General features: G+C 70.2%; 22 protein-coding genes. 14 read left to right on the top strand and 8 right to left on the bottom strand.

Going from position 1 to position 26,674, the window contains the following annotated elements; translation table 11 throughout:
* Nucleotides 1-13 precede the first annotated feature (13 nt).
* Both ABZ915_RS01140 and ABZ915_RS01145 read right to left on the bottom strand, forming a co-directional pair.
* Complete coding sequence (locus tag ABZ915_RS01140) at nt 14-1,069, bottom strand: methyltransferase (RefSeq protein ID WP_361793757.1); 1,056 nt, start codon at nt 1,067-1,069, stop codon at nt 14-16.
* 84 nt (nt 1,070-1,153) lie between these two features.
* Nucleotides 1,154-1,531 (bottom strand): VOC family protein, encoded by a 378-nt coding sequence (locus tag ABZ915_RS01145; RefSeq protein ID WP_361793760.1) that lies wholly within the window; start codon nt 1,529-1,531, stop codon nt 1,154-1,156.
* Nucleotides 1,532-1,630: 99 nt separating this feature from the next.
* Between ABZ915_RS01145 and ABZ915_RS01150 the strand changes: the two genes are divergently transcribed.
* From ABZ915_RS01150 to ABZ915_RS01165, 4 genes are all read left to right on the top strand, one after another.
* Nucleotides 1,631-2,092 (top strand): polyketide cyclase, encoded by a 462-nt coding sequence (locus tag ABZ915_RS01150; RefSeq protein ID WP_361793763.1) that lies wholly within the window; start codon nt 1,631-1,633, stop codon nt 2,090-2,092.
* A 54-nt stretch (nt 2,093-2,146) separates the two neighbouring features.
* Nucleotides 2,147-2,791 (top strand): dihydrofolate reductase family protein, encoded by a 645-nt coding sequence (locus ABZ915_RS01155; RefSeq protein WP_361793766.1) that lies wholly within the window; start codon nt 2,147-2,149, stop codon nt 2,789-2,791.
* 27 nt (nt 2,792-2,818) lie between these two features.
* Nucleotides 2,819-3,346, top strand: a complete 528-nt coding sequence (locus ABZ915_RS01160; RefSeq protein ID WP_361793769.1) for a DinB family protein — start codon at nt 2,819-2,821, stop codon at nt 3,344-3,346.
* A 228-nt stretch (nt 3,347-3,574) separates the two neighbouring features.
* The gene (locus ABZ915_RS01165; protein ID WP_361793772.1) at nt 3,575-4,759 is read left to right on the top strand and encodes an IS701 family transposase; all 1,185 of its coding nucleotides are present in this window, start codon (nt 3,575-3,577) and stop codon (nt 4,757-4,759) included.
* Between the two features lie 185 nt (nt 4,760-4,944).
* Here the strand turns inward: ABZ915_RS01165 and ABZ915_RS01170 are convergent, their stop codons facing one another.
* Nucleotides 4,945-5,514: a dihydrofolate reductase family protein gene (locus tag ABZ915_RS01170; RefSeq protein ID WP_361793775.1), complete on the bottom strand. Its 570-nt coding sequence runs from the start codon at nt 5,512-5,514 to the stop codon at nt 4,945-4,947.
* A gap of 56 nt (nt 5,515-5,570) precedes the next feature.
* Nucleotides 5,571-6,518 carry a sigma-70 family RNA polymerase sigma factor gene (locus ABZ915_RS01175; protein ID WP_361795736.1) on the bottom strand — a complete coding sequence of 316 codons (948 nt, stop codon included), beginning with the start codon at nt 6,516-6,518 and terminating at the stop codon, nt 5,571-5,573.
* A gap of 243 nt (nt 6,519-6,761) precedes the next feature.
* Between ABZ915_RS01175 and ABZ915_RS01180 the strand changes: the two genes are divergently transcribed.
* The 7 genes from ABZ915_RS01180 to ABZ915_RS01210 all read left to right on the top strand — a co-directional run bounded on the left by ABZ915_RS01180 (nt 6,762) and on the right by ABZ915_RS01210 (nt 16,790).
* On the top strand, nt 6,762-7,847 hold the full coding sequence (locus ABZ915_RS01180) for a LacI family DNA-binding transcriptional regulator (RefSeq protein ID WP_361795739.1): 1,086 nt from the start codon (nt 6,762-6,764) through the stop codon (nt 7,845-7,847).
* Nucleotides 7,848-8,117: 270 nt separating this feature from the next.
* Nucleotides 8,118-9,509 (top strand): extracellular solute-binding protein, encoded by a 1,392-nt coding sequence (locus tag ABZ915_RS01185; RefSeq protein ID WP_361793778.1) that lies wholly within the window; start codon nt 8,118-8,120, stop codon nt 9,507-9,509.
* A gap of 1 nt (nt 9,510) precedes the next feature.
* A complete protein-coding gene (locus ABZ915_RS01190) occupies nt 9,511-10,389 on the top strand; it encodes a sugar ABC transporter permease (RefSeq protein WP_361793781.1) in 879 nt (292 codons plus the stop codon).
* On the top strand, nt 10,386-11,318 hold the full coding sequence (locus ABZ915_RS01195; protein WP_361793784.1) for a carbohydrate ABC transporter permease: 933 nt from the start codon (nt 10,386-10,388) through the stop codon (nt 11,316-11,318). The genes ABZ915_RS01190 and ABZ915_RS01195 overlap by 4 nt, the downstream gene beginning before the upstream one ends.
* Nucleotides 11,319-11,348: 30 nt before the next feature.
* Complete coding sequence (locus ABZ915_RS01200) at nt 11,349-13,508, top strand: beta-galactosidase (RefSeq protein ID WP_361793787.1); 2,160 nt, start codon at nt 11,349-11,351, stop codon at nt 13,506-13,508.
* A 17-nt stretch (nt 13,509-13,525) separates the two neighbouring features.
* Nucleotides 13,526-15,331 (top strand): RICIN domain-containing protein, encoded by a 1,806-nt coding sequence (locus ABZ915_RS01205; protein WP_361793790.1) that lies wholly within the window; start codon nt 13,526-13,528, stop codon nt 15,329-15,331.
* A gap of 43 nt (nt 15,332-15,374) precedes the next feature.
* Complete coding sequence (locus ABZ915_RS01210; RefSeq protein WP_361793793.1) at nt 15,375-16,790, top strand: SMI1/KNR4 family protein; 1,416 nt, start codon at nt 15,375-15,377, stop codon at nt 16,788-16,790.
* Here ABZ915_RS01210 and ABZ915_RS01215 read toward each other — a convergent pair.
* Nucleotides 16,780-17,697, bottom strand: a complete 918-nt coding sequence (locus ABZ915_RS01215; protein ID WP_361793796.1) for an AraC family transcriptional regulator — start codon at nt 17,695-17,697, stop codon at nt 16,780-16,782. The two genes, ABZ915_RS01210 and ABZ915_RS01215, sit on opposite strands and share 11 nt — an antisense overlap.
* A 73-nt stretch (nt 17,698-17,770) precedes the next feature.
* Between ABZ915_RS01215 and ABZ915_RS01220 the strand changes: the two genes are divergently transcribed.
* A complete protein-coding gene (locus ABZ915_RS01220) occupies nt 17,771-18,775 on the top strand; it encodes an oxidoreductase (RefSeq protein ID WP_361793799.1) in 1,005 nt (334 codons plus the stop codon).
* A 51-nt stretch (nt 18,776-18,826) separates the two neighbouring features.
* Here the strand turns inward: ABZ915_RS01220 and htpG are convergent, their stop codons facing one another.
* Together htpG and ABZ915_RS01230 are read right to left on the bottom strand one after the other, a co-directional pair.
* Nucleotides 18,827-20,737, bottom strand: a complete 1,911-nt coding sequence (htpG, locus tag ABZ915_RS01225) for a molecular chaperone HtpG (protein ID WP_361793802.1) — start codon at nt 20,735-20,737, stop codon at nt 18,827-18,829.
* Nucleotides 20,738-20,862: 125 nt separating this feature from the next.
* Entirely contained in the window at nt 20,863-21,507 is a 645-nt protein-coding gene (locus ABZ915_RS01230; RefSeq protein ID WP_361793805.1) for a protein-L-isoaspartate(D-aspartate) O-methyltransferase, read from the bottom strand.
* A gap of 68 nt (nt 21,508-21,575) precedes the next feature.
* On the opposite strand from ABZ915_RS01230, the gene polX reads away from it, so the two are divergent.
* The gene (gene polX / locus ABZ915_RS01235; protein WP_361793808.1) at nt 21,576-23,303 is read left to right on the top strand and encodes a DNA polymerase/3'-5' exonuclease PolX; all 1,728 of its coding nucleotides are present in this window, start codon (nt 21,576-21,578) and stop codon (nt 23,301-23,303) included.
* A gap of 19 nt (nt 23,304-23,322) precedes the next feature.
* Here polX and ABZ915_RS01240 read toward each other — a convergent pair whose 3' ends face one another.
* Complete coding sequence (locus tag ABZ915_RS01240; protein ID WP_361793811.1) at nt 23,323-25,401, bottom strand: SpoIIE family protein phosphatase; 2,079 nt, start codon at nt 25,399-25,401, stop codon at nt 23,323-23,325.
* A 159-nt stretch (nt 25,402-25,560) separates the two neighbouring features.
* Here ABZ915_RS01240 and ABZ915_RS01245 point away from each other — a divergent pair, with 159 nt between their 5' ends.
* A complete protein-coding gene (locus ABZ915_RS01245) occupies nt 25,561-26,655 on the top strand; it encodes a glutamate--cysteine ligase (RefSeq protein WP_361793814.1) in 1,095 nt (364 codons plus the stop codon).
* The last annotated feature ends 19 nt before the right edge of the window (nt 26,656-26,674 follow it).

Genomic DNA, 26,674 nt, shown 5'->3' on the forward strand with positions numbered 1-26,674 from the left:
GGTCAAGGATCCGTCAGGCCCGGGCCGCATCGTCGGCCTGGACCGGCGCCGACGGAAGCTCCCCGGACCCGGCGGCGAGTTCGACGATGGCCAGGCGGCCCGCACGGTGTACCGCCACGGTGTGGAGTCCGGCCTGGGCGGCGAGGGCGGTGAGTTCGCCGGTGTCGCGCTCCCGGCCGCCGAAGTAGGCGAGCATCCGCAGGTCCATCCCGGTGTTCGGTGACTCACCGTCGGCGCCCATCTTCTCGATGGCGAAGACACGGCCGTGCTGCCCCGCCGCCTCCGCGCAGCACCGCAGGATGGCGCGGGCCTCGTCATCGTCCCAGTCGTGAAGGATGGCGCACAGCAGATAGCCTCCGGCGCCCGGCGGCACGGCCTGGAAGAAGTCACCGGGTACGGCACCGCCCCGGTCGGTCAGGCCCGCCGCCGCCAGGGTCTCGCGGGCGGCCGCCGCGGTGTCCGGCTGGTCGAGGACAGTGCCCCGCAGGGTCGGGTACGCGTGCAACAGGGCGGTCAGCAGGGTGCCGTTGCCGCCGCCGACGTCGACCACCTCACCCAGCGAGCCCCAGTCGTAGGCGGGAACGATGTCCCTGGCCCAGGCGGTCACGTCGGTGCCCATCTGGGCGTCGTAGGAGGCGGTACGCGCGGGGTCCGCCGCCAGGTCGTCCCAGAAGGGCTTCCCGAACTGCTCCGGGAAGGCGGCCTCACCGGTGCGCACGCTGTGCAGCAGCCGGACGAACGCCAGATCGGCGCGGCCGATGGCGCTGTCGAGGTCCAGCATGGAAGCGAGAGCGGAGGGGTGGTCGCTGCGGAGCTCCTGGCCTCGCGCTGTCAGGGCGTAGCCGCCGGAGGCGTCATCGCTGAGCACGCCCTCCGAAGCGAGGTGCCGCATCAGCCGGTCGAGGGCGTCGACGTCGCTGTCCGTGGCCGCGGCCAGTTCCGGTGCCGTCCGCAGTCCCGCCTCGATGTGGTCGGCGAGCCGCAAGGTCGCCGCCACACGTAACGCCATCGGCGTCACCAGGTCCGCCATCGCCCACAACCCCGTCCGGGCCGAACCGTTCTCCGTCATCGGGCTCCCCTTTCACCACGGCACACGAAGGCACCAGCCTCGTGGGAGCGCTCCCCCTCCGGCAAGCGGGTTACCAGGCAGGCGTCAGTGACGGACCAGGCAGAACGGATGACCCGCGGGGTCCGCGTACACCCGCCAACTCCGTCCGTCCGCACCGTCGTCCAGCACCCTGGCGCCCAGGGCCAGCACCTGTTCCTGAGCGCGGTCCAGGTCGGCGACACCGAAATCCAGGTGGAACTGCTGTGGCCCGCTCGGGTCCGGCCAGAGCGACGGCTGGTACTCCGCCACCCCCTGGAACGCCAGGACGAGGCCGGATGCCGTGTGCAAAGTGGCCCAGGCCTCGCTGAGCGCCCATCGCCGGTCCGGCTGGTTGACGGTGCCGCCGAGGAGCGAGTGGTAGAACTCGGCGAGTTCACCGGGGTCGGAGCAGTCCAGCACCACGCACTGCAGATCAGCGATCATGGGAGTCGATCCTAGTACTCCGGTCCGGTTTCACGATCTTGGATACGACCGATGAATTCTGCCTCGCCACGTCGTCTGCATACCGTGGACCAAGAAAACGTGAGCGCCACCCTGACTGTCTCCGTGCCCGCCGCGAGGGTGTTCGCGGTGCTGGCGGACCCGACCACCCATGCCGCGATCGACGGCACCGGCTGGGTCCAGGAACCCGCCGACCGGGCGCCGCTGACCGAGGCGGGGCAGATTTTCCGGATGGACATGTACCACGCCAACCATCCGGACGGTGATTACCAGGTGGTCAACCAGGTCCAGGTGTTCGACCCGCCGCGCGCCATAGCCTGGCTGACGGGGCAGGAGAAGGAGGACGGTCACCTGGAGTTCGGCGGCTGGATCTGGCGATACGACCTGGCGCCGCTCGGTCCGTCCGGGACCGAGGTCACCCTCACCTACGACTGGTCGGCGGTGCCGCAGTACATCCGGGCGCGGGGCATCCGGTTCCCGCCGTTCGGCCCGGAGCATCTCGCCAACTCGCTGCACCATCTGGCCGAGCTTGCGCAGCGATGAGTTTTTCCGGCCCGTACAGTCTCACCACCGTTGTCGACACCGCGGGGGGAACACATGGCTCAGCTACTGAGAGTGCAGAACTTCACCGTCTCGAGTGACGGAATCGGCGCCGGTGAGGACCAGAGCCTCGAGCGACCGTTCGGTCACGTCGATCCCGGGAGGCTGTTCGCCTGGGCCGGCGCCACGGCGAGCTGGCCCATGCGCACCGATCCCGGCGGGAGCCGGGGCCTCGACGACTACTTCACTCGGGACTTCGCACGCAACATCGGCGCCGAGATCATGGGCCGCAACAAGTTCGGGCCCCAGCGCGGGCCCTGGCACGAGCCTGAGTGGCGCGGCTGGTGGGGTGACGAACCCCCGTTCCACACCCCGGTGTTCGTCATGACCCACCACCAGCGTCCTTCGTTCACGCTCTCCGACACCACGTTCCACTTCGTCGACGGCGACCCGGCCACGGTTCTCGAGCAGGCACGCAGGGCGGCGCAGGGCAAGGACGTCCGACTCGGCGGCGGGGTGACCACCATCCGGCAGTTCCTCGACGCCGGCCTCGTCGACACCATGCATGTGGTGGTCTCGCCGGTGAAGCTCGGGTCCGGACTCCGGCTCTGGGACTCCCCCGATGAACTCCTCGACCGGTTCCACCTCGAGGTCGTGCCCAGCCCGAGCGGCGTGACGCACCACCTGTTCTGGCGCAAGTGACGAAGGATTCGGTGATCGCAGGTGGTTATGAAGGAAGATTCTCGCGCGACGACCACGACTCCGGACAGTGAGGTCAGTGCGCTTCTCAGGGTCCTGGACGGACAGCGGCGCCACGTTCTCGGCATCCTCGACGGGCTTGACGCGGAGGCTCTGCGACGGCCCGTGCTGCCATCCGGTTGGCACTGCCTGGGGCTGGTCCAGCACCTCGCGCTGGACGTCGAGCGGTTCTGGTTCCAGGCGGTCGTCGCCGGGGACGAGGAGATCATCCTCGGCCTGCCGAGCGGCGACGAAGCCTGGAACGTGCCTCCGGAGGTGCCGGCCGTCGACGTGCTCGACCGATACCGGCAGGAGGCAGAGCTCGCCGACACGGTCATCACCGGCACCGCTGCCGGCACGGCCCCGGCCTGGTGGCCCCACGACCTGTTCGGCGAACCGCACCTGCACACCCTGCGCGACGTCCTCCTGCACGTCATCACCGAGACCGCGTGCCACGCCGGCCACCTCGACGCGGCCCGCGAGCTCATCGACGGCCGCCGCTGGCTGGTCCTGACCTAGGGCCGGTCGTCACATTCCCGTCGTCGCCCGGAGGGCGGCCCCGCGGCGTCTGGGGCGTTCTCTCGCCGTGCCGGGCGGAAGTCCTCGTACTGGACGTACTTGGGCTTTCGCCCGGTGCGGCGAGAGGGCGTGCCAGGCGTCGCGGGGCAGACGGGAATGTGACGACAGGCCCTAGTACTGCAACGGTGCTTGCCGTGACTGCTGGCCAGCTCGGTCGTTGGTCGGGTTATGGGTGGGGACCTTGCTGATGCCAGATTGTGGGCAACTGAACTCGAGGCGGTGCACGAGCGATTCGTGCACCGGTTCAGCCGGGAAGAACCGCGTCAGTCGGCACTGGCCTATATGCGGGGGTTGATTGCTCCGCTGGAGCGGAAGAACGGCTGGACGCTGGCGGAAGAGGCCGGGCATGCCGGCCCCGATCGGATCCACCGGCTGCTGAACCGGATCGACTGGGACGCCGACGAGGTTATGGACGATGTACGTGACTACGTCGTCGAGAACCTCGGTGACCGGGATGCCGTCCTGATCGTCGATGACACCGGCTTTCTGAAGAAGGGTGTCCGTTCCGCCGGCGTCCAGCGGCAGTACTCCGGCACCGCGGGACGCACGGAGAACTCCCAGATCGGGGTCTTCCTCGCCTATGCAACGGGCCGCGGACGCACGCTGATCGACCGGCGGCTGTATCTGCCCACGTCCTGGACGGATGACCGCGAGCGATGCCGACGGGCCGGCATCAACGACAGCGTCGCCTTCGAGACGAAGGTGGCCATGGCCAAGGCCATGGTCCGCCGGGCCATCGCCGAGAAGATCCCGTTCGGCTGGGTGACGGCGGACGCCGCCTATGGCTTCAGCAAGGGCTGGCGCTTCGAACTGGAGCAGGCGGACGTCTTCCACGTCATGGCCACCACCCGGCACGACACCGTCGTCACCCGCTGGGCACTCGACCACCCCGTCCACGACCTGTTCCCCGGTCTGCCCCGGCAGAAGTGGAAGCGTCGTTCCTGCGGCGAGGGAGCCCACGGCCGGCGGATCTATGACTGGGCCCGCGTCGAAGTGAGGCCCTGGCACCGCGAGGACCGCCGGCACTGGGTTCTCGCCCGACGCAGCGTCAGCAGACCTGAGGAGATCTCCTACTACATCGCCTACTGCCCGGCCCAGACCACGCTGGACGAGCTGATCCGCATCGCGGGAAGCCGCTGGGCGGTCGAGGAATGCTTCCAGACCGCGAAGCAGGAATGCGGCCTGGACGACTACCAGGTCCGCCGCTACCCCGGCTGGCACCGCCACATGACCCTCGCCATGGCCGCCCACGCCTGCCTGACCGTCCTGCGAGCCCGCCAACTGGACACGGAGAAAGCAGAAACGGATCCTCCCAGCTCATCCACCTCAGCCTCGCCGAGATCCGACGACTGATCACCCGCCTCACCAAACGCCGACCGGCACCGGTCGACCACATCCTGCACTGGTCACACTGGCGACGACGACGCCAACACCAAGCCCGCCGCAGCCACTACAAACGACGCGGACACAGCCCCTGAAAACTGCCCAGCACTCAGAACAAGCACCGTTGCAGTACTAGGGCCTGTCCGGCGCCGCCGTCATCGTCCCGGCCTCCCGTACCGCACGAGGACGGCGGCGCCGGCCCGCTCGGCCGACAGGCATTCGAGGTCGGCGGGCGGGCCGTCGTCGGGGAAGAGCCGTCGGCCGGCGCCGCGGCCGGCGCCGAGGACCGTGGGGAAGACCAACAGCCGGTATTCATCGATCAGGTCCTCGGCCATCAGCGCGTGGACCACGCTCGGACTGCCGCTGACGATCACATCGCGCTCCTCGCGCTTGACGGCGTCGATGAGGCCGCCGTCGATGATCCGGGAGTGTGCCCACGCCGAGGTGTCGGCCACCGTTCGGGAGGCGACCAGCTTCGGCACGGCGTTCATCCGCGCGGCGAACGGGTCGTCCCGCCCGGGCCAGATGCGCGAGAACAGCTGCCACGTCGTACGGCCGAGCAGCAGCACCCCGTCGTCGAGCGTGCTTCCGAGCCGGAACTTGTCCCCGGCGACCGCCTCGGGGCCATGCCGGAACGCCCAGCCGCCGGCCGGCGTTCCCCCGGAGCCGTCCGGGTCGGACACGATCCCGTCCAGGGTGATGAACTCAATGACGATGACGCTCACGATGGATGTCCCTTCGGTCGATGCTCACCGGTACGTACCGGCGGCACCGGCCGAACTCATCGCGCCCGGCGGAACTCGCCGGAAGAAATCTGCCGGGGCAGGTCGAAGGCCTCGAACACCTGCGGATCGGCGAACACCACGTTGTGCGCGATCCGGCCGCCGGTGACCGTGAGGACCTGCACGGTGTGCAGCCGATGCCCGCCACCGGGTTCCAGTGCGTACGCGGCGAGCGCGGGCTGCCCGTTGGCGGTCAGGGGCCTCACGCCCCAGCCCGTCCCGCGCATCGCGAACACCCGCTCCATGAACAGGCCGTAGTCGCGGCTGCCGCGGTACCACAGCGGCACCGGCGGCATCTCCAGGACCGCCTCGTCCGTGAGCAGCCGCACGATCGCGGGGACGTCGGCCGCCTCGAACGCCCGCATGTACCGCTGAACGACCGCGTGTGTCTCGGGATCGCCCGGCTCCATGACCTCGTCCACGCCGCCCACGTCCGCGAGGGCGGCACGGGCGCGTTGCAGCGCGCTGTTGACGGCCGCGGCCGTGGTTCCCAGCTGCTCGGCGACCTCGGCGGCGGTGAACTCCAGTACCTCTCGAAGCACCAGTACGGCCCGCTGCCGCGGCGGCAGGACCTGCATCGCCGCCACCAGCGCGAGCCGCATGTCGGCCCGTGCGTCCGCGTCGAACCGCGCGTCGGGGAACGGCTGGAGCCAGGGGATGTCGAGGGCCGGAGTGAGCGGTGCCCCGGGGTCCTCACTCGACGCGCCCAGACCGGACGGCAGCGGCCGCCGAGCCCGCCCCTCCAGCGCCGTCAGGCATGCGTTGGTCGCGATCCGGTACAGCCAGGTCCGCACGGACGCGCGCGTGCTGTCGTACCGGTCACGAGCCTTCCAGGCCCGCAGCATCGTCTCCTGCACCAGGTCCTCGGCCTCGTGGAACGATCCCAGCATCCGGTAGCAGTACGCCACCAGCTCACCCCGGTACGGCTCGAAGTCCACGGGCCCCATCATGGCGCACCCGGGCAGATCGCGTCCTACGGATGTGTTCCGAACGTCGGCTGTGTTCCAAACCGTTGGATGCGTCCCGAACTCTTGACGCCGTCCTTATGACTGCGTAGACATGACAGCGCAGACATGACTGCGCTGTCAGTCAGTCGGCGAGTGGCATCATTGAGTCCACTTCAGTGGTCACCGGGAGGCACCTTGACGCGAGGGACAGGGCGGGACGCAAGCTCCGCCGCGCCGCGCAGTGTGGATGTGGCCCGGTTGGCGGGCGTCTCGCAGAAGACGGTCTCCCGGGTCTTCAACGACGAGCCGTACGTCTCCGCCGACGTGCGCCGGCGCGTTCTCGAAGCCGCCGAGCAGCTCGGCTACCGGCGCAACAACGCCGCCCGGGCGCTGGCCTCGGGGCGGACCCGCTCGATCGGGGTGGTGACGCTGGGCACGGCCTTGTACGGGCCCGCCTCGCTGCTCATGGGTGTCGAGCGGGTCGTCCGGGACACCGGTTACGCCCTCCGCGTGGTCAACACGATGGAAGGCGACCCGGCGGGCATCTCCGGCGCCGTCGACTCGCTCCTCGACCAGGGCGTGGACGGCATCGTCATCTCGGAACCGATCGACGAGCAGGTGGACGACGAGGACGTCTCCCTGCGCTTCCTCGGCGTCGCCGTTCCGGTCCTCGTCATCGGCGCGCCGTCGCCCGTCACCGCACCCACCGTGCTGACCGCGGGGGACGGCGCCGACCTGATGGCCCGGACCGCCACCGAACACCTGCTGGCCCTCGGGCATACGACGGTCCACCACCTCGCCGGTCCGCAGCGGTGGTACGCCGCCCGGGACCGCCTCGAAGGATGGCGGGCGGCCCTGACCGCACAGGGCAGGGCGGTACCCCCGGTCGTCGAGGGCGACTGGTCGGCCGCGTCCGGGTACGCGGCGGGACGCAGGTTCGCCGAGGACGCCGGTGTCACCGCCGTCTTCGCCGCCAACGACGACATGGCGATCGGCCTGATCCGCGCGCTGACGGAGGCCGGCCGGCGCGTGCCGGAGGACGTCAGCGTCGTCGGCTTCGACGACATCCCGGTCGCCGCCTACGTGACTCCGCCTCTCACCACGGTGCGGCAACCGTTCGACGCCGTGGCACAGGAGGGGCTCAAGCGTCTGGTGCATGCCATCGAGAACCCGAAGGCAGACCCCATGGCGTCCAGCAGTACGCCGGTCGACCTCGTCGTCCGCGCCTCGACCGCGCCACCGCCGAGCGGGAAGACACCGGCTCGTGGGCGGCACGGCACGTCATCCGGTCCGGCACCCGCGAACGGAGGTACGCCCACCAGCGACTGACCTGCCGTCAGCCTCCACCACGACGGCTGACCACCACCACGCGATCGGTGACCGAGCCGCCGTGCCGACGTCGGACCGATGCGGTCCTGATCGCGTCCCCTCCCCTGCGAGCGCCCTCATCGCACCGGCGCCCCCAGAGCCGCCCCTGACCCCAGTGGGCCCCGAAGTCAGGCCCGTGCGCCTGCATCCGCTTCCTCCCCCACCCCCGTTCTCAGCACCGCACGCCCTCGCCAGGCGTGCCGCCATCTTCGCCACCGGCGGGAGTTCACCATGCCCAGATTCACCTCCACGTCCAGCACTTCCTCCATGAGCCGTCGGCTGTTCCTCAGCACCACGGGAGCCCTGTCGCTCGGCGCCGCCCTCACCGCCTGCGGCGGCGGTGACTCCGGCGGTTCCTCCGGCTCCGCCAAGCCCGTCGGCCAGGCCGACATCGACAAGGCGATGAAGACGCCGACCGAGCTGACGTTCTGGACGTGGGTCCCGAACATCGCCAAGGAGGTCGCGCTCTTCGAGAAGAAGTACCCGGCCATCAAGGTCAAGATCGTCAACGCCGGTCAGGGAACGCCCCAGTACACGAAGCTGCGGACGGCGCTCAAGGCCGGCAGCGGCGCACCGGACATGGTCCAGATCGAGTACCAGGCCATCCCCACCTTCACGATCACCAACAGCCTGCTGGATCTGCGGCCCTACGGCGCCTCGGCACTCAAGTCGGCCTTCGTCGACTGGACTTGGGGCCAGGTCAGCGGCAGCAACGGCGAGATCTGGGCGATCCCGCAGGACACCGGCCCGATGGGCATGCTCTACCGGCACGACATCTTCGACAAGTACGGCATCGGCGTGCCCAGGACCTGGGACGAGTTCGCCGCCGCCGCGCGCAAGCTCCACAAGGCGAACCCGGACGTCTATCTGACCAACCTCGCCGCCAATCAGGTCGCCGCCTGGCACGGCCTGCTCTGGCAGGCGGGCGCCAAGCCCTATGCGACCTCCGGCAAGAGCGACATCACCATCAGCGTCGACGACGCCGTCTCGAAGAAGCTCGGCGCGTACTGGGGCGGGCTGGCCGGGGAAGGGGTCATCGGCGTCGAGCCCGACTTCACCGACTCCTGGTACGCCGCCCTCGACAAGGGCAAGTACGCCACCTGGATCACCGCGGCCTGGGGCCCGGTCTTCCTGTCCGGCTCCGCCAAGTCCACGGCGGGCAAGTGGCGGGCGGCCCCGCTGCCGCAGTGGGACACCGCCAAGCCCAGTTCGGGCAACTGGGGCGGCTCCACCACCGCGGTCGTCCGCTCCACCAAGAACCCCGTGGCCGCCGCGGTGTTCGCGCAGTTCCTCAACAGCGACCCGGCCAGCGCGAAGATGTTCGCCACCGAGCAGTTCTTCTTCCCCGCCACCAAGGCCCTGCTCACGGATGCCTCGTTCACCGGGGACGCCCCGTCCTTCTACGGCGGCCAGAAGGTCAACCAGGTCTTCGCCGACATCGGCTCCACGGTCAACTCCTCTTTCCAGTGGCCGCCGTTCCTCGACCAGGCGGCGACCGACTGGACCGAGACCGTCGGCAAGTCCCTGGCCGACCGCACCGACACCGTGCGCGCGCTCGGCACCTGGCAGTCGCGGCTGACGACGTACGCCAAGAACCAGGGCTTCACGGTCAAGGGGAGTTGACATGGCTGCCGTACGCCGTCACCGGGCGGCGGGGCCCCTGTTCGTCGCGCCGTTCCTGACGCTGTTCCTGCTGCTCTTCCTCGCTCCGCTCGGTTACGCCGCCTACCTCAGCCTGTTCCAGAACCGGCTGATCGGCGGGACCGTGTTCGTCGGCCTCGACAACTACGTCCAGGCCCTGGGCGATCCCCAACTCCTGCACGGCGTGGGCCGGGTGGCTTTGTTCTTCGTCATCCAGGTGCCCGTGATGCTGTTGCTGGCGCTGCTGTTCGCCCTCGCGCTGGACAGCGGTCTGCTGCGGCTGGCGCGCGTGATCCGGCTGGGCATCTTCGTCCCGTACGCCGTGCCGAGCGTGGTCGCCGCGCTCATGTGGGGCTATCTCTACGGGCCGGACTTCGGCCCGTTCGCCCAGCTGAGCCGGAAGCTGAGCCTTCCGGCCCCACACTTCCTCAGCGACGGCTGGATGCTCGGCAGCCTGGCGAACATCGTGACCTGGGAGTTCGTCGGCTACAACATGATCATCCTGTACGCCGCCCTGCGCACGATCCCGCAGGAGCTGTACGAGGCCGCCGCGGTGGACGGGGCGGGCGCCTGGCGCATCGCCTGGTCGGTGAAACTGCCGGCACTGCGGCCGGCGATCCTGCTCACCCTCCTGTTCTCCGTGATCGGCAGTTTCCAGCTGTTCAACGAACCGAACCTGCTGATGAAGATCGCCCCGGACGTCATCAGCAGCTCCTACACCGCCAACCTGTACGCCTACTCCCTCGCCTTCACCGGCCAGCAGGTCAACTACGCGGCCACGGTGTCCTTCCTCCTCGGCCTCGTCATCGTGATCGCCTCCTACGCCGTCCTGCTCACCGCGAACCGCAGGAGGACCGTATGACGACCACGACTCCGACGGCCACGGTCACCACCGCCACGAAGCCCGCGTCCCCCACTCCGCCGAGAAGGCGCCGGCCCGGGGCCCGCCGCAGCACTCCGCTGACGATCGCCATGCTGGCGGCCCTCGCGTACTTCCTCCTGCCGCTGTTCTGGCTGCTCATCGCTTCCACCAAGAGCACCCGGGACCTGTTCGACAGCTTCGGCCTGTGGTTCTCGCACGCTCCGCAGCTGCTGACGAACATCAAGGAGACGTTCGCCCAGGACGACGGCGTCTTCGTGCACTGGCTGCTCAACACGGTCCTCTACGCCGTCTTCAGCGCGGTCGGCGCCGCGCTCCTCGCGGCCGCGGGCGGGTACGGGTTCGCCAAGTTCCGCTTCCGTGGCGACCGGCTCGCCTTCAACCTGGTCCTCGGCGCCGTCATGGTCCCTACCACCGCGCTGGCGATCCCGACCTATCTGCTCTTCGCGAAGGCGGGCCTGGTCAACACCCCGTGGGCGATCATCCTGCCGTCCCTCGTCAACCCGTTCGGCCTCTATCTGATGCGTATCTACGCGGCCGACGCCGTCCCGGACAGCATCCTGGAGGCCGCGCGCATCGACGGCGCCGGGGAGGCCCGGATCTTCTTCCGGATCGCCCTCAGACTGCTGGGTCCCGGCCTGGTGACGGTCCTGCTGTTCACGCTCGTGGCGACCTGGAACAACTACTTCCTGCCGCTGATCATGCTGAACGACCCGAACCTCTACCCCATCACGGTCGGCCTCGCCTCCTGGGCCGCGCAGGCCCAGAACGGCGGGGCCGGTGCCAGCAGCGGCATGCTCGCGCTCGTCGTGACCGGCTCGCTGATCTCGATCGTCCCGCTCGTCGTGGCCTTCCTGATGCTCCAGCGGTACTGGCAGAGCGGCCTGGCCGCGGGCGGCGTCAAGCAGTAACCCCCCTACTTCCCCTCGGAGGTCTCCTACATGGCGGCTCTGCCTGCCCGCGTCCTGTTCGGCGCCGCGTACTACCACGAGTACCGGCCCCCCTACAGTGCCGAACGCCCCGCCGAACGCCTCAAGACCGATCTCGATCTGATGGCCGACGCCCATGTCACGGTCATCCGGGTCGGCGAGTCGGTCTGGTCGACCTGGGAGCCGGAGAACGGCCGCTTCGAACTCGACTGGCTCCAGCCGGTGCTGGACGGCGCCCACGAACGCGGTATCTCCGTCGTCCTCGGGACTCCGACGTACGCCGTCCCGCCGTGGCTGGCCCGTCAGTACCCGGAGATCACCGGGGAGCGGCGCACCGGTGAGCGCATCGGCTGGGGCGCCCGGCAGGAGGTGGACTTCACGCACCCGGCTTTCCGGTTCCACGCCGAACGGGTCGTCCGCGGGATCGTCGGCCGGTACGCCGGCCACCCGGCGGTGATCGGCTTCCAGGTCGACAACGAGCCCGGACTCGAACTCCTCCACAACCACGGCGTCTTCCAGCGCTTCGTCGACCACCTGAGGGAGAAGTACGGCGACGTGGAGACCCTCAACCGCGAGTGGGGGCTGGTCTACTGGTCGCACCGGCTGTCCACCTGGGCGGACCTGTGGACCCCGGACGGCAACGCCCAGCCCCAGTACGACGTCGCCTGGCGGGAGTTCCAGGCCCGCCAGGTCACCGAGTTCATCGGCCGGCAGGCGGACATCGTCCGCGAGTACGCCCGCCCCGAGCAGTTCGTCACGACCTGCATCTCCTACACCCGCCCGGCGGTCGAGGACGACGAGCTCACCGACCGCCTCGACATCGCCGCCGGCAACCCGTACTACGACATGCAGGACGGCCTCCTGCTGCCCGACCCCACCCCCGACGGCCACGAGCAGCTGTGGAAGACCACCGGCGTGTGGGCGCTCCACCAGACGGCCGACTGGATGTTCTCCTCCCGCCAGGCGCCGTTCCTGGTCACCGAGACCAACGCCGGCTCCATCGGCTTCCCGTGGGACAACCGGCCCGCCTACGACGGCCAGTGGCGCCAGGCCGCCTGGGCGCTCGTCGCGCGCGGTGCCCGCATGATCGAGTACTGGCACTGGCACACGCTGCACTTCGGCGCGGAGACCTACTGGGGCGGCATCCTGCCCCACACCGGACAGCCGGGCCGCGCCTATGCCGAACTCGCCCGCCTGGGCGGGGAGTTCGACACCGCCGGCGCGCTCGTGGCCGGCCTCGAACCGGACGCGGACATCACGCTGGTGTACTCGACGCCGAGCAAGTGGCTGATGCAGAAGTACCCGCCGCTGTCCAAACCCGACGGCGAACCCGACCCGGCCGCCTACCACCGTTTCCTCGACCCCTTCTACCGGGGCGCCTTCGACGCACGCCGCCAGGTCCGCATCGTCCACGCCCGCCAACTGCTCGACCCGGGCGGGGAGTCGGAGGGTCTGACGCCCCAGGAGGCCGTGCGCCGTCACCCGGTCCTCGTCGTACCGGCGCTGTACCTGGCCGCCGACGCGACCCTCGACCGGCTCGCCGCCTACGCCCACGCCGGCGGCCATCTGGTCCTCGGCCCGCGCACCGGCTACGCCGACCACGAGGCCCGCGCCCGCACCGAACCGGCCCCCGGCCGTCTCACGGAGGCGGCGGGTGTCTCGTACGACGAATTCAGCAACCTGCTACGGGACGTGCCCGTGCGGTCCGCGCCGGGCAGCCCGCTCGACCTGCCCAGCGGCGCCACCGCGACCCGCTGGGCGGACGGCCTGGCCGTCACCGACGCCGAGGTCCTCGTCGAGTACGACCACCCGCACTTCGGCCGCTGGCCCGCGGTCACCACCCGCCGCCACGGCGCGGGGCGGGTCACGTACGTCGGCACGGTGCCCGGCCGGGACCTCGCCCGGACGCTGGCCGGGTGGCTGGCCCCGGCCGCCCGCCACGGGTGGGGCGATCTGCCGGCCTCGGTCACCGTGTCGACCGGGACCGCACCCGACGGGCGCCGCGTGCACATCGTCCACAACTGGAGCTGGGAGCCCGCGAGCGTGTCCGCACCGGGCCCGCTCTCCGACGTCCTCGACGGCACGTCCGTCGCCGCCGGCACCGCGCTGGACCTCGGCCCCTGGGACGTACGCGTCCTCGTCTCCACCGACATCGACCGGAACCGTTCCTGACCACCCTGGGAGAGGCCATGCACAGAAGAAGACTCGCGAGAGCACTGGGCACCTTCGCCGCGGCGTCCGCGCTGCTCATGATCCCCATGGCCGGTGCGCGGGCGTACAACCCTACGGGCGGGATCCTGTACCAGCTCGGAAGCGAGCCCTGTCTGAAGGGGCGGGGCAACTGCGCCGTCTACCCCAAGTCGGCGCAGCTGCCGAGCGGGCGCCTGGTCGCGTCGTTCGAGAAGTCCACGGTCGTGCCCGCCACCGGCAGCGCCGACGGGCAGACACTCCCCGTGTACAAGAGCGACGACCACGGCACGACATGGCAGCCGCTGTCGGAGGTCAAGGCCCCGGCCTACCTCTCCGGCGACCCCCGGTACGCGAAGTACACGAGCAACTGGACGAACCCGTACCTCTACACGCTGCCGCAGGACGTCGGGAAGCTGAAACGGGGCACCCTGCTCCTGGCGAGCGTCGTGTCGGGCGACGACCACTACTACAAGGAGCACAAGGCCGCCGACCCGAACTGGACGCCGTCCAACGACGGGGACCGCGAGGACATGGCGATCGCCCTGTACGCCAGCACCGACGACGGTGCCACGTGGAAGGTCGTCAACATCGTCGCGACGGGCGGCTGGCAGGGCGGCAGCGCGGGCGCGATCGGCCGGAACGTCGCCGCCGCGAACAAGGACAAGCAGGTGGATCCCCTCTGGGAGCCGTACCTGATGGTCTACAAGGGCAAGCTCGTCTGCTACTACTCCGACGAGAACGACTACACCGGCTTCGACCCGGCCACCGGCGTCCCCACCCTGGACCCCGCCAACGACACCGCCACGGACTCGCACGGCCAGATCCTCGTCCACAGGACCTGGGACGGCCGCGGCGGCCAGTGGAGCGGACCCGTCGTCGACATCGCCGGACTGTCCGAGGCCATGGGCGGCGGAAAGTCGGAGATCGGCGGTGGCCGGCCGGGCATGGCGAACGTCGTGCGGACGACGGACGGCAAGTGGCTGCTCACCTACGAGTACTGGGGCGGCGGGGCCAACACCCGCTGTCGGATCGCCGACAGCCCGCTGAAGTTCTACAGCGGCTCCCCCACCGGTGACGGCGTCGACTCCCTGCCGGTCGACACCGGCTCCCGTCCCCTGGCGACCGGCGGCAGCCCGGTCCTCATCAGGCTTCCCGGAGGGCGCCTGGTCTACAACGCCGCAGGCAGCGCCGACGTCTGGATCGATGAGAGCGGCCGCGGCGACGGCGTGTGGAAGGAGTACCGGACGACCTCGAAGGCCGGTTACAGCCGCGACCTCCAGTACGTCGAGGGCACCGGCCGCATCGCGATCCTCAACAACCAGGGCACCTCGACGCTCGCCTTCGCCGAGGTCGATCTCGGGCACTCGCACGGCGCCTACCACCAGCTGGTGAACCGCAGGACCGGCCAAGTCATCGGCACCGGCGGCAGGACCAACGACGCCGACATCGGCAACGGCGACGTCCCCGACGTCCGCCTGGAGCGCCCCGGCTCGGTGGCCGACACGGACACCGAGTACTGGCACGTGGTGACCGAGCCGAACGGCGGCGTGACACTGCTCAACAAGTCGGGCGGTCGCGCGGCGGCGATCTGGACGGGCGACGCGACGGCCGGCCAGAGGATCGGCCAGTGGGTCGACAACAGCGCCACCGGCAGCTGGAACCTCGTCAAGACCGCCGACGGGTTCTACAAGTTCCAGTCCGTCAAGAACACCGGCCTGTACCTGACCGGCACCTCCGGCGGAGCACCGCTGACCCTTCAGAACGCGGCGACGGACGGCTCCCAGGAGTGGAAGCTGATCGAATAGGTTCCACAGGTTCGGTGTCAGTGGCCTCGCGTATGGTCTGCGCATGATTGATCGAGATCCCGCTCCGTCCTCGATTCACGACTTCGCGACCTGGGCACCGGTGCTGCGGCTTGTCCGGGACGGCGGCGCCGAGGGACAGGCCGCCACCTCTGTCCGCGTGGCCGGACGCATCGGCCGGCAGAGCTGGAGTCTGCCCTCGCGGCGACGGCTGCCGCAGCCCGGTCGTGCCGCTCAGGTCAAGGGCGGGCAGGACGAGTTCGAGGCGGTGGAGCGGGTACGGACCGGGCTCGCGGACGCCGGTGTCGACGACATCTCGTTCACGGCGAGGATCTCGCCGGACGGGACGACCTCGCTCCGCCTGCTCGCGCCGAGTCCCGCCGTGGAAACCGGCATCGGCACCACGCATCCGGGCACGCTCATCCTGGTCGAGGGCGCCGTTCCCCAGCCCTGGCGCTGCCTTCCCGATCCGGCGCCCGATGCGGTGCCGGCCCCTTCGGCGGACCTGGGCCTACTGGAGCGGACGCTCCGTGAACGGTTGCCCGACGCCGTCGGCGCGACGGAGACGGAGATCGCCGCCACGGAAGCGCGCCTGGGCGTCACGCTGCCCGAGGAGCTCAAGGTGCTCTACCGGGTGACACGGTTCCGGTGGGAGGACTGGGGCGACGACGAGGCAGCGGAACGTGAGTGCACGGCGGTCGGCTGGGAGGCCTTCCGGCTGGACGACCTGTACATCGCCGACGCGTCGTCCCGACACTGCCAGTGGCAGTTCGCGGCGATGGAGGCGGTCGTCACCCTGCCCGGCGCCGCGGTGCAGGGCCTGGTCGGCTCTCCCGGCTGGATCGTCTTCGGGGACAACGGCGGTGGCGACCGGCTGGCGGTCGATCTGACACCCGGCCCGCGTGGTCACCGGGGGCAGATCATCATGCTCAGCCACGAGGAGAGCGTCGGCGCCTCCCTGGTCGCCGACTCACTGACCGACCTGGTGATGAACCGGCACAGCGAGCGAGTCGGCGGCTCGGGTGCGGACCGGCCGCCGGCGGTGGCGTACGTCAATGTACGAGGCATACCGAGCGTCGAGGCGGCCGCGCACCCTGGCCTGGAGGTCCTGTCCATCGGCGTGTGGGACGCCGCGCCGGTCAGCCTCGCCCCGGTCACCGGGCTGCCCCGCCTGCGGACCCTCAGCGCCTACCCCGGCACGCTCGCCGATCCCCTCCAGATCGCCGGACTCACCCAGCTGGAATTCCTGGAGCTCGGTCCGGAGGAATGGCGTGTCCTCCTCGACGCGGGAGCCGTCCCACGAAGCCTGTCGGCCGCCGCCATCACGGTGCACGGCGACCAGGACCACCTGCCGGTCACGGCCATAGCCAACGAGCTCCTGGCCCTCTGGGACCGCCCCCAGATCATCAAAACAGTCCTCGAAGGCGACCTCGGCCCACTGCCTCAGCGGCTCAGTCCCTGACCGTCTCCCGGTAGCGGCGGGGCGCGAGGCCGACCGTGCGTTTGAAGGCGTTGCTGAAGGCGCTCTCGGAGGTGTAGCCGACCGAGCGGGCCAGCGCGGCAACCGGGGTGGAGTCCTCTCTGAGAGCGCGGGCGGCCAGGCTCATCCGCCAGTTCTGGAGGTAGGTGAGGGGCGGTACCCCGGCGGCCTCCCTGAAGCGCACCGCGAAGGTGGTCCGGGACATCGCGGCGGCCCGGGCCAGTTCCTCCAGCTGCCAGGGGTGGGCCGGGTCGGCGTGCAGCAGGCGCAGGGCCGGGGCCAGCCGCTCGTCCGCCAGCGCCCGCAGCCAGCCGGGCGGCAGCCCCTCGGCCTCGCCGAGGCAGGCCCGGAGCACCTCGACGAACATCAGCTGGGCCAGATGGTCGGAGCTGAAGGCGGACCCGGCCCGGCCGCCGGCCGCCTCGGCGATGAGCCGGTCGGTGAGCCAGCGCAGCACCGGCGCCTCGGCCGTGCCCGACCGCACGTGGATCAGCTCGGGCAGGGCCCGGCGCAGCAGGTCACCGCCGTCCCGGCTGACGTCGATGTGCCCGGAGACGCACACCACCTCCGCTCCCCCGCCGAGCGTTCCCATCCCGGTGCACGGGTCGACGGCGACCTCCTCCGGGCCCACGGGCACCAGTCCGGGTTCGCTGCACAGCACGTACGACCGCCGCCCGTCGGAGACCACGACGTCCCCCTCGGACAGGACGACCGGTGCGGCTCCGCCCTCGGTGATGAGCAGGCAGCTGCCCCGTGCGAGGACGTTGACCTTCAGCTTGTCGCGCCCGCGCAGCCGGATCGCCCACCGGCCGCCCGCGGTGAAGCCGCCCGAGAGCACCGAGCGCGCGTCCGCGACGGCGAGGGCGTCGGAGAGGGGATCGGTGGACATGGTTGAACTGTCGCGCAAGTAAGGCGCACGTTCAAGCATTCATCGTACGGAACACCCGACCTACGGTGGCTTCATGGCGCACAACGAGGAGACACCCACCATGACCACCCCACAGCGGCCTCTGCGCTCCGGCTTCGGTGCCGCGTCCACCGCCGAGGAGGTGATCGAGGGCATCGACCTGGCCGGCAAGGTCGCGATCGTCACCGGCGGCTACTCCGGCATCGGCCTGGAGACGAGCCGTGTCCTGCGGGCGGCGGGCGCCGAGGTCGTCGTACCGGCCAGGGATCCGGAGCGGGCCCGCACCGCGCTGAAGGAGCTGGACGGCGTCGAGGTCGCACCGATGGACCTGATCGACCCGGCGTCCGTCGATGCCTTCACGGAGACGTTCCTGGCATCCGGGCGCCCGCTGCACATCCTGGTCGACAACGCCGGGATCATGGCCACTCCGCTGACGCGGGACGCGCGGGGCCACGAGGCGCAGTTCGCGACGAACCACCTCGGGCACTTCCGGCTGACGACCCGGCTGTGGCCCGCCCTGGTGGCGGCCGGCGGGGCGCGGGTGGTGGTGCTCTCCTCGCGGGGCCATCGCTTCTCCCCCGTCGTCTTCGAGGATCTGCACTTCGAACACCGGCCCTACGAGCCGTTCCTGGCCTACGGGCAGTCGAAGACGGCCAATGTGCTCTTCGCCGCCGAGCTGGACCGGCGGGGCAGGTCGCAGGGGGTGCGCGCCTTCTCGGTGCATCCCGGTCGCATCGTCGGCACCGGCCTCGCGAAGTACCTCGCCGAGGACGCTCTGGCGGCCGCGGGCGCCGTCGACGCGGAGGGCCGTCCGGTGCGGGATCCCGCCCGCCAGATGAAGACGATCGAGCAGGGGGCGGCCACGAGTGTCTGGTGCGCCACCAGTGAGCTGCTCGCCGGGCGGGGCGGGGTCTACTGCGAGAACGCCGACATCAGCCCGCTGGTCGAGGACGAGGCCACCTGGCGGGCCGACGAGGCGGCGCCGGGCGTGCTCCCGTACGCGGTCGACCCCGAGGCGGCGGCGCGGTTGTGGGAGGTGAGCGAACGGCTCACCGCCTGACCGCGGCCGGCGCCCCGGGGCCCTTGGCAGGCCCGCCGACGCCCGGCGGGGTTACAGCGCGCGTTCCAGGCGGTCCGCCATGAGCTTCACGAAGCGGGCCGGTTCCTTGGGCTGGCCGCCCTCCGCGAGCACCGCCAGGCCGTGCAGGAGCTCTGCGGTCTCGACCAGCTCCGTGCGGTCCTCGCGCTCCTTGTACGCCTGGTTGAGGCCCTTCACCAGCCGGTGGTCCGGGTTGAGCTCCAGGATCCGCTTGGCGCGGGGCACCTCCTGGCCCATCGCGCGGTACATGTTCTCCAGGGCCGGGGTCAGGTCGTGCGCGTCGGAGACGACGCAGGCCGGGGAGACGGTGAGGCGGGAGGACAGGCGCACCTCCTTGATGTCCTCGTCCAGCTGCTCCTTCATCCAGCCGAGCAGCCCGGCGTACTCCTCGGTCCGCTTCTCCCGCTCGCCGTCGGTGGTGTCCTCGTCCTCGGCGTCGAGGTCGATCTGCCCCTTGGCGACGGACCGCAGCTTGTTGCCCTCGTACTCGCCGACGGCGTCGGCCCACACCTCGTCGACGGGGTCGGTGAGCAGCAGCACCTCGATGCCCCGGTCCCGGAAGGCCTCCATGTGCGGGGAGTTCTCGATGCTCTGCCGGGACTCGCCGGTCAGGTAGTAGATGTCGTCCTGGCCGTCCTTCATCCGCTCCACGTAACTCTTGAGCGTGGTGGGCTCGGTGTCGTGGTGCGTGCTCGCGAACGACGCGACGGCGAGGATCGCGTCGCGGTTCTCCGAGTCGGTGACCAGTCCTTCCTTCAGGACCGCGCCGAACTCCCGCCAGAACGTGGCGTAGCGGTCCTGGTCCTTGGCCGTCATCTCCTTGACCGTGGACAGGACCTTCTTCGTCAGCCGTCGCCGCATCATCTCGATGTGGCGGTCCTGCTGGAGGATCTCGCGGGACACGTTGAGCGAGAGGTCCGCCGCGTCGACGACGCCCTTGACGAAGCGGAGGTACGGCGGCAGCAGCGCCTCGCAGTCGTCCATGATGAACACGCGCTTGACGTACAGCTGCACACCGCGCTTGAAGTCCCGTGTGAACAGGTCGTGGGGGGCGTGCGCCGGCAGGAACAGCAGGGCCTGGTACTCGAAGGTGCCCTCCGCCTGGAGCCGGATCGTCTCCAGCGGGTCGCGCCAGTCGTGGCCGATGTGCTTGTACAGCTCGTGGTACTCGTCGTCGGACACCTCGCCGCGGGGCCGCGCCCACAGCGCCTTCATGGAGTTGAGCGTCTCGGGTTGCGGCGCCTCGCCGCTCTCGTCGGCCGCGGCGGAGTCCTCGGGCACCATCCGGATGGGCCAGGTGATGAAGTCCGAGTACCGCTTGACGATCTCCCTGATCTTCCATGGGGAGGTGTAGTCGTGGAGCTGGTTCTCCGGGTCGGCCGGCTTGAGGTGGAGCGTGACCGAGGTGCCCTGCGGCGCGTCCTCGACCGTCTCCAGCGTGTACGTGCCCTCGCCGCGCGACGACCAGCGGGTGCCCTGGCCCTCGCCGGCGCGGCGGGTCAGCAGGGTGACCTCGTCCGCCACCATGAAGCCGGAGTAGAACCCGACGCCGAACTGGCCGATGAGCCCCTCCTCCCCGGCCGCGTCCTTGGCCTCCCGCAGCTCCTGGAGGAACTCCGCCGTGCCCGAGTTGGCGATCGTGCCGATGAGCCGCCCCACCTCGTCGTACGACATCCCGACGCCGTTGTCCCGCACGGTCAGGGTGCGGGCCTCCTTGTCGACGTCGATCTCGATGTGCAGATCGGACACATCGGCGTCGAGCGAGTCCTCCCACAGCTTCTCGAGGCGCAGCTTGTCCAGCGCGTCGGAGGCGTTGGAGACGAGCTCCCGCAGGAAGACATCCTTGTTCGAGTAGACCGAGTGGATCATCAGCTGCAACAGCTGACGGGCCTCCACCTGAAACTCAAACGTTTCAGTCGACATGTTCGCGCATACCTCTCAGGTTCATCGCCGGAATTGGTGGAAGCCACTGTAAAACACCACGTCAGGGCAGTGGCCGAATGCCGAATCGGTGGCTGGATCCGTACGCTCGGCGGGATCCGCGGACCTCAGGAGGAGAAGCCGTACCGTCCCCGCAGACGGACGAAGTGGGCGGGTGTGAGTGTGCGTCGGTGCTCCAGCGAGGTCGCTGTGCGGGAGAAGCACACGACCTGTTCCCGGCCGCCCGGCCCGATGGGCTGCACGAGGCGGCCGCCGGGGCGCAGCTGCTCGGTCAGCGGGGCGGGCACGCTCGGGAACGCGGCGGACACGATGATCGCGTCGTACGGTGCGCGGTCCGGCACGCCGCCGCTGCCGTCCCCGACGCGCAGCTCGACGTTCCGGAGGCCCTGGCGGGCGAGGTTGTGCCGTGCCTGGTCCGCGATGTCGGGCCACAGCTCGATGGTCACGACGTCGGCGGCCGACCGGGCCAGGAGTGCGGTCTGGAAGCCGAGCCCGGTACCGATCTCGAGGACGTGCTCGTCCCCGCCCAGCTCAAGGCCGTCGATCATCATGACCGAGAGTGAGGGCTGCGTGGTCACCTGCCCGTGCCCGATCGGAAGGGGCACGTCATGGTAGGCGTGCGCCTGGTGACCGGTGGGGACGAACGCCTCTCGGGGCGTCGCTCGCACGGTCTGGAGCAGGCGCTCGTCACTGATGCCGGCCGCTCGCACGGCCCGCACGAGTTCCTCAGGTGAATGAGCGGCTTCGCTCATGACTCATGCCCGCTTTTTCCGTCCGGCGCCGCGTCGCCTCTCGCTGAGCAAATCCTAGAATGTGAGACGTGGTCCGACCCAACGAAGAGGTCGAGGCACTCCTTCAGGAGTACGCGGACCTCATCGCCATCACCGGAGGCGACGCGTTCAAGGCGCGCGCCTACGAAAAGGCCGCCCGTGCGATCGCCGGCCACCCCGCCGACGTCTCCCGCCTCGACGTCGCGGGTCTGAAAGAGATCCCGGGCGTGGGGAAGTCCATCGCCGAGAAAGTCGTCGAGTACTTCCGGACCGGCCATGTCACGGTGGTCGAGGAGACGCGGGCCCAGATTCCCGCAGGAGTGCGGCAGCTGATCACCATCCCCACCCTCGGCCCCAGGAAGGCGATGGCGCTCTACGAGGACCTGCACATCTCCTCGGTGGGCGAACTTGCCGACGCCATCAAGGCGGAGAAGCTGCGCGACCTGAAGGGCTTCGGGGAGAAGACCGAGGAGAACATCCTGCACGGCATCGCCCTGATGCAGCAGGCAGGAGGGCGGATCCTGCTCAGCACCGCCATGGAATCCGCCGAGGACATCGTCGCGGAACTCGCCGGGATCACCGGATGCGAGCAGTGCGCCTACGCCGGATCGCTGCGCCGCATGAGGGAAACCATCGGCGACATCGACATCCTCGTCGCCGCCGACCGGTCGGCCCCCTTCATGGCCGCCCTCACCGAACTGCCCTCCACCGCCGAGGTGATCGCACACGGCCAGAAGAAGACCTCGATCCGTACCGTCAAGGGCGTGCAGGTCGACCTGCGCGTGGTGCGGCCGGACGCGTGGGGCGCCGGAATGCAGTACTTCACCGGTTCGAAGGCGCACAACATCCGCACCCGCACCATCGCCGTCCATCTGGGGCTGAAGCTCTCCGAGTACGGGCTGTTCGAAACCGAGGGCGGCAAGCGGGTCGCCTCCGGGTCCGAGGACGAGGTGTACGCCAGGCTCGGCCTGCCGTGGATCCCGCCCACGCTGCGCGAGGACCGGGGAGAGATCGAAGCGGGCCTGCGCGGCGAACTGCCCGCGGTCGTGACCGAGGGCGACATCAAGGGCGACCTGCACACCCACACCGACCTCACCGACGGCCTCGCCCCGCTGGAGGAGATGGTGACGGCGGCCGCCGAGCGCGGCTACGCGTACTACGCGGTCACCGACCACGCACCGAACCTGTACATGCAGCGCATGACCGACGAGAAGATCCTGGCCCAGCGCGAGCACGTGCGGTCGCTGGACGGCCGTCACCGCCGGATGCGGCTGTTGCACGGCACCGAGCTCAACATCGGCCCCGAAGGGGAGGTGGACTGGCCCGACGACTTCCTCAAGGGCTTCGACATGTGCGTGGCCTCGGTGCACTCCCACTTCAACCTCGGCCGGAGGGCGATGACCCGGCGGATCGTACGCGCTTGCGAGAACCCCCACATCAACGTCATCGGACACCCCACCACCCGTCTGATCGGCAAACGGCCGGGCGTCGACGCCGACCTCGACGAGGTGTTCGCCGCCTGTGCCCGCACCGGCACGGCCCTGGAGATCAACGCCCAGCCCGACCGCCTCGATCTGGGCGACGAGGACATCACCCGCGCGAGGAGTCTCGGGGCGAAGTTCGCCATCGACACCGACGCCCACTCGATCCCCCAGCTCGCGTACCTCCGCTACGGAATCGGCATGGCACAACGCGGATGGCTCACCCCGGAGGATGTCATCAACACGTGGCCGCTGCGGCGGCTGCGCCGGTTCCTGCGCAAGGACCGGGCGGCCTGACGCCGCGCCGCCCAGTACGTCAGGACCCGCGCCCTGTCGCACGGGCGATGAGCAGCGCGACGTCGTCATGGCTGTCAGGGTGCCGGAGCTGCCGCAGGAGACGGTCGCAGGTCTCCTCCGCGGAGGGGTACGGCGGTGACAGCAGGCGCAGGAGGTCGTTCAGGCGTTCGTCGATGGGGTCGTGCCGGGTTTCGACCAGGCCGTCGGTGTACAGGACCAGTTGATCACCGGGATTCAGGTCCAGCGCGGTGGTCTCGAAGGGGACGCCGCCGACTCCCAGCGGGGTGCCGGTGGGCAGGTCGAGGAGTTCTGGTGGCCGGCCTGCCCTCATCAGGACCGGCGGCAGATGGCCGGCGGAGGCCACGTGCAAGCGGCAGTCGTGCGGGTCGTACACCGCGTAGACGCAGGTGGCGAAGTAGGGGTCCAGGCCGAGAGTGATCTTGTCGAGGTGGGTGAGGATCCGGGCGGGGTCGAGGTCGAGGTCGGCGAGGGTGGAGGTGGCGGTGCGCAGACGGCCCATGGTGGTGGCGGCCGGGATACCGCTGCCCATGACGTCGCCGACCGTGAGGGCGGTGCGGTCGCCGTCGAGGGGGAGGACGTCGTACCAGTCGCCGCCGACCTCGCTGAAGGCCTGCGCGGGCAGGTACCTGGCGGCGACCTCGAGACCGGGATGGCAGGGCGAGAGCCGCGGAAGCAGACTGCGCTGGAGCGTCTCCGCGGCGCTGCGGATGTGCTGGTGCAGGACGGCGTTGACGATGCTCAGCGCGGCGGACGAGGCCAGTTCGCAGGCGAGGGCCAGGTCGTACTCGTCGAACGGCTGCGGGTTGCGGGCGCGGGCCAGATCCATGACACCAATGACCTGCTCCCGGGCGATGAGGGGGACTGCCATGTCGGTGTGGACACCGGCCTCGGCGAGCAGCCGGGCGCCGTCGGGGTCGGCGGCGACACGGATGAGGTCGTCGCCGCCCAGGTGGGTGAGCAGGAGAGGGCGGCGGGTGCGGACGCAATGGGCCGCCGGGTGGTCGGCACGGTACGTGGTGAGGCGGCCGGGCGAGACGATCGCTTGAGCGGCGTCGGTGGGATAGGCGGTCTTCACCGCCAGGGCGCGGAACAGGGCAGGCTCTTCGCCCAGGTCCGGGCGGCCCGTTTGCAGGACGGAGTCCAGGAGGTCCACCGCGACCATGTCGGCCAGGTCGGGCACGACGACGTCGGCGAGTTCCTGTGCTGTGCGCTCCACCTCCAGAGTGGTGCCGATACGGGCCGAGCCGGTCGCCGCCAGGCGCAGGCGCTGCTGGGCCCGGTCGGCTCTCCTGGCTTCCTGGTACCGGTCGGTGACGTCGACCACCACGTTGGCGATGCCGAGCACGTTTCCGCGGTGGTCCTCCAGCCGGTAGAGCGACACCGCCCAGGCGTGGTCCTCGTCCGGCTCGGCGGCGGTGCGGCCCACCACCTGCTGGTCCACCACGGGAACGCCACTGGCCAGGACCTCCCGCATCGCGGCTTCCGCACTCTCGAAGGGCTCACCGGGCAGGACCTCCCTAAAGCTCCGGCCGATGTGGTCGGCCTCGGGGAATCCGTGCATGGCCGCCAGGGCCGGGTTGACGGCCAGGTACCGCAGGTCGGTGTCCAGGACGGCCAGGCCGATCGGTGCCTGGGTGACCAGCCGGGTGGACAGGGCCACCTTGTGTTCCAGCTGGCGCAGCGTGGACCGGTCGGTGGCCAGCCCCAGGGCGTAGTGCTCGCCGGCGTTGTCCGTCAGCCGCATGTTGCGGAACTCGATCATCCGGGTGCTGCCGTCCTTGTGCCGGACGGGGAACGCCCCCGCCCAGCCCCGGCCGGTCTCCATCACCTCGGCGAACAGCCTGATCGCCGCCTCCTGGTGTTCGGGATGCAGGAGCAGCGGCGCCGCGTACTGCCCGACCACTTCGCCGCCGCGATAGCCGAACAGCTCCTCGGCCTGCGGGCTCCACATGTCGATCCGGCCGTCGGCCTCCAGCAGCACCGCGGCGACACCCAGCAGATCCAGCAACCCGCTCGGGCCCGATGCCCCACCCTCCGGGCGATCAGCCCACTCCGGGCGCTGCTCCGCTCGGCTCATCGCACTCACCCCTTCCACCCGCCGCCCGACCCGAGGGCGTCTTCCTCCACCATCTCCGGCATCCGACCTTTAGGCAGGTTTTGCCATGAAACGGGCGCGGCACTCGGATCGTCCGACAGGTGTGCACCCCTTCCGGAGGTGCGGAACAGAGGGTGACCGATGACGACGATCGGTGTGGAAGAGGAGTACCTGCTGCTCGACGAGGTCACGGGCCTGCCCGTGGCGCGGGCGGACAAGGTGCGCGTCGACGCCGGCGTGGCGTCCGTCGCGGCCGACCGGGAGGTGCAGTGCGAGCTGCTTCAGGCGCAGGTCGAGGTGGCCACGCCGGTGTGCGTCACCTTGGAGGAGGTCGGCGGGCATCTGCTGCGCCTGCGGCACGCCGTCGGGGCGGCCGCCGAGGCACACGGGTGCCGCATCGCGGCCTGTGGGACACCACCGCTGCGCCACGGCCGGCCGGTGGCCGTCACCGACCGGGCCCGTTACCGGGCCATGGCCGTGCAGGCGCCGCAGCTGGTGGTGGAGCAGCTGGTCAACGGCATGCACGTGCACGTCGCCGTGCCCAGCCGTGAGGCCGGTGTGAAGGTCCTCAACCGGATCCGGGTCTGGCTGCCGACGCTGACGGCGATGTCGGCGAACTCGCCGCTGTGGGACGGTCACGACACCGGCTTCGCCAGCTGGCGCACGGTGATCTTCAACCGCTGGCCGGTGAGCGGCGTGCCTCCGCTGTTCCGGGACGCCGCGGACTACGACCGACGAGTGCTTCAGCTCCTGGAGAGCGGCCTGATCTCCGACACCGGTCAGCTGTACTGGCAGGCCCGCCTGTCGGATCGGTACCCCACTCTCGAAGTGCGGTGCCTGGACGTCCAGCTGCGCGCGGATCAGGCGGTCATGTTCGCCGGGATCGTGCGGGCCCTCGCGGAGATCGCCCTCGCGGACGCGACGGTGGAGGCTCCCGTTCCGGACTGCGCCCCGGAGCTGCTCCAGGCCGCCATGTGGCACGCGGCCCGCCACGGTCTGAGCAACACCCTGATCGATCCTGGTGGTGGCCGGCGCCGGGCCGGCGACGTGTTGTACGAGCTTCAGCGGCACATCACTCCCGCACTCGACACAGCTGGCGACACCCGGCAGGTCACGGCCTTGATGCACCGGCTCTTGCAGCACGGAACCGGGGCCGACCGGCAGCGCGCCGCCCTCCGTGAAGGCGGACTGCGGGCAGTCGCCGACCTCATCGGCGGCGAAAGCACCACGCCGTGACCCGGCTGCGCTTCGACGG

It is taken from the genome of Streptomyces sp. NPDC046915, assembly GCF_040644935.1.
GTDB lineage: Bacteria > Actinomycetota > Actinomycetes > Streptomycetales > Streptomycetaceae > Streptomyces.

What these genes read in the sequence shown, in the direction of transcription:
- ABZ915_RS01140 (WP_361793757.1), bottom strand. Translation starts at nt 1,069, where the DNA reads ATGACGGAGAACGGTTCGGCCCGGACGGGGTTGTGGGCGATGGCGGAC.
- ABZ915_RS01145 (WP_361793760.1), bottom strand. Translation starts at nt 1,531, where the DNA reads ATGATCGCTGATCTGCAGTGCGTGGTGCTGGACTGCTCCGACCCCGGT.
- ABZ915_RS01155 (WP_361793766.1), top strand. Translation starts at nt 2,147, where the DNA reads ATGGCTCAGCTACTGAGAGTGCAGAACTTCACCGTCTCGAGTGACGGA.
- ABZ915_RS01160 (WP_361793769.1), top strand. Translation starts at nt 2,819, where the DNA reads ATGAAGGAAGATTCTCGCGCGACGACCACGACTCCGGACAGTGAGGTC.
- ABZ915_RS01165 (WP_361793772.1), top strand. Translation starts at nt 3,575, where the DNA reads ATGGGTGGGGACCTTGCTGATGCCAGATTGTGGGCAACTGAACTCGAG.
- ABZ915_RS01175 (WP_361795736.1), bottom strand. Translation starts at nt 6,518, where the DNA reads ATGGGGCCCGTGGACTTCGAGCCGTACCGGGGTGAGCTGGTGGCGTAC.
- ABZ915_RS01185 (WP_361793778.1), top strand. Translation starts at nt 8,118, where the DNA reads ATGCCCAGATTCACCTCCACGTCCAGCACTTCCTCCATGAGCCGTCGG.
- ABZ915_RS01190 (WP_361793781.1), top strand. Translation starts at nt 9,511, where the DNA reads ATGGCTGCCGTACGCCGTCACCGGGCGGCGGGGCCCCTGTTCGTCGCG.
- ABZ915_RS01195 (WP_361793784.1), top strand. Translation starts at nt 10,386, where the DNA reads ATGACGACCACGACTCCGACGGCCACGGTCACCACCGCCACGAAGCCC.
- ABZ915_RS01200 (WP_361793787.1), top strand. Translation starts at nt 11,349, where the DNA reads ATGGCGGCTCTGCCTGCCCGCGTCCTGTTCGGCGCCGCGTACTACCAC.
- ABZ915_RS01205 (WP_361793790.1), top strand. Translation starts at nt 13,526, where the DNA reads ATGCACAGAAGAAGACTCGCGAGAGCACTGGGCACCTTCGCCGCGGCG.
- ABZ915_RS01210 (WP_361793793.1), top strand. Translation starts at nt 15,375, where the DNA reads ATGATTGATCGAGATCCCGCTCCGTCCTCGATTCACGACTTCGCGACC.
- ABZ915_RS01215 (WP_361793796.1), bottom strand. Translation starts at nt 17,697, where the DNA reads ATGTCCACCGATCCCCTCTCCGACGCCCTCGCCGTCGCGGACGCGCGC.
- ABZ915_RS01220 (WP_361793799.1), top strand. Translation starts at nt 17,771, where the DNA reads ATGGCGCACAACGAGGAGACACCCACCATGACCACCCCACAGCGGCCT.
- htpG (WP_361793802.1), bottom strand. Translation starts at nt 20,737, where the DNA reads ATGTCGACTGAAACGTTTGAGTTTCAGGTGGAGGCCCGTCAGCTGTTG.
- ABZ915_RS01230 (WP_361793805.1), bottom strand. Translation starts at nt 21,507, where the DNA reads ATGAGCGAAGCCGCTCATTCACCTGAGGAACTCGTGCGGGCCGTGCGA.
- ABZ915_RS01240 (WP_361793811.1), bottom strand. Translation starts at nt 25,401, where the DNA reads ATGAGCCGAGCGGAGCAGCGCCCGGAGTGGGCTGATCGCCCGGAGGGT.
- ABZ915_RS01245 (WP_361793814.1), top strand. Translation starts at nt 25,561, where the DNA reads ATGACGACGATCGGTGTGGAAGAGGAGTACCTGCTGCTCGACGAGGTC.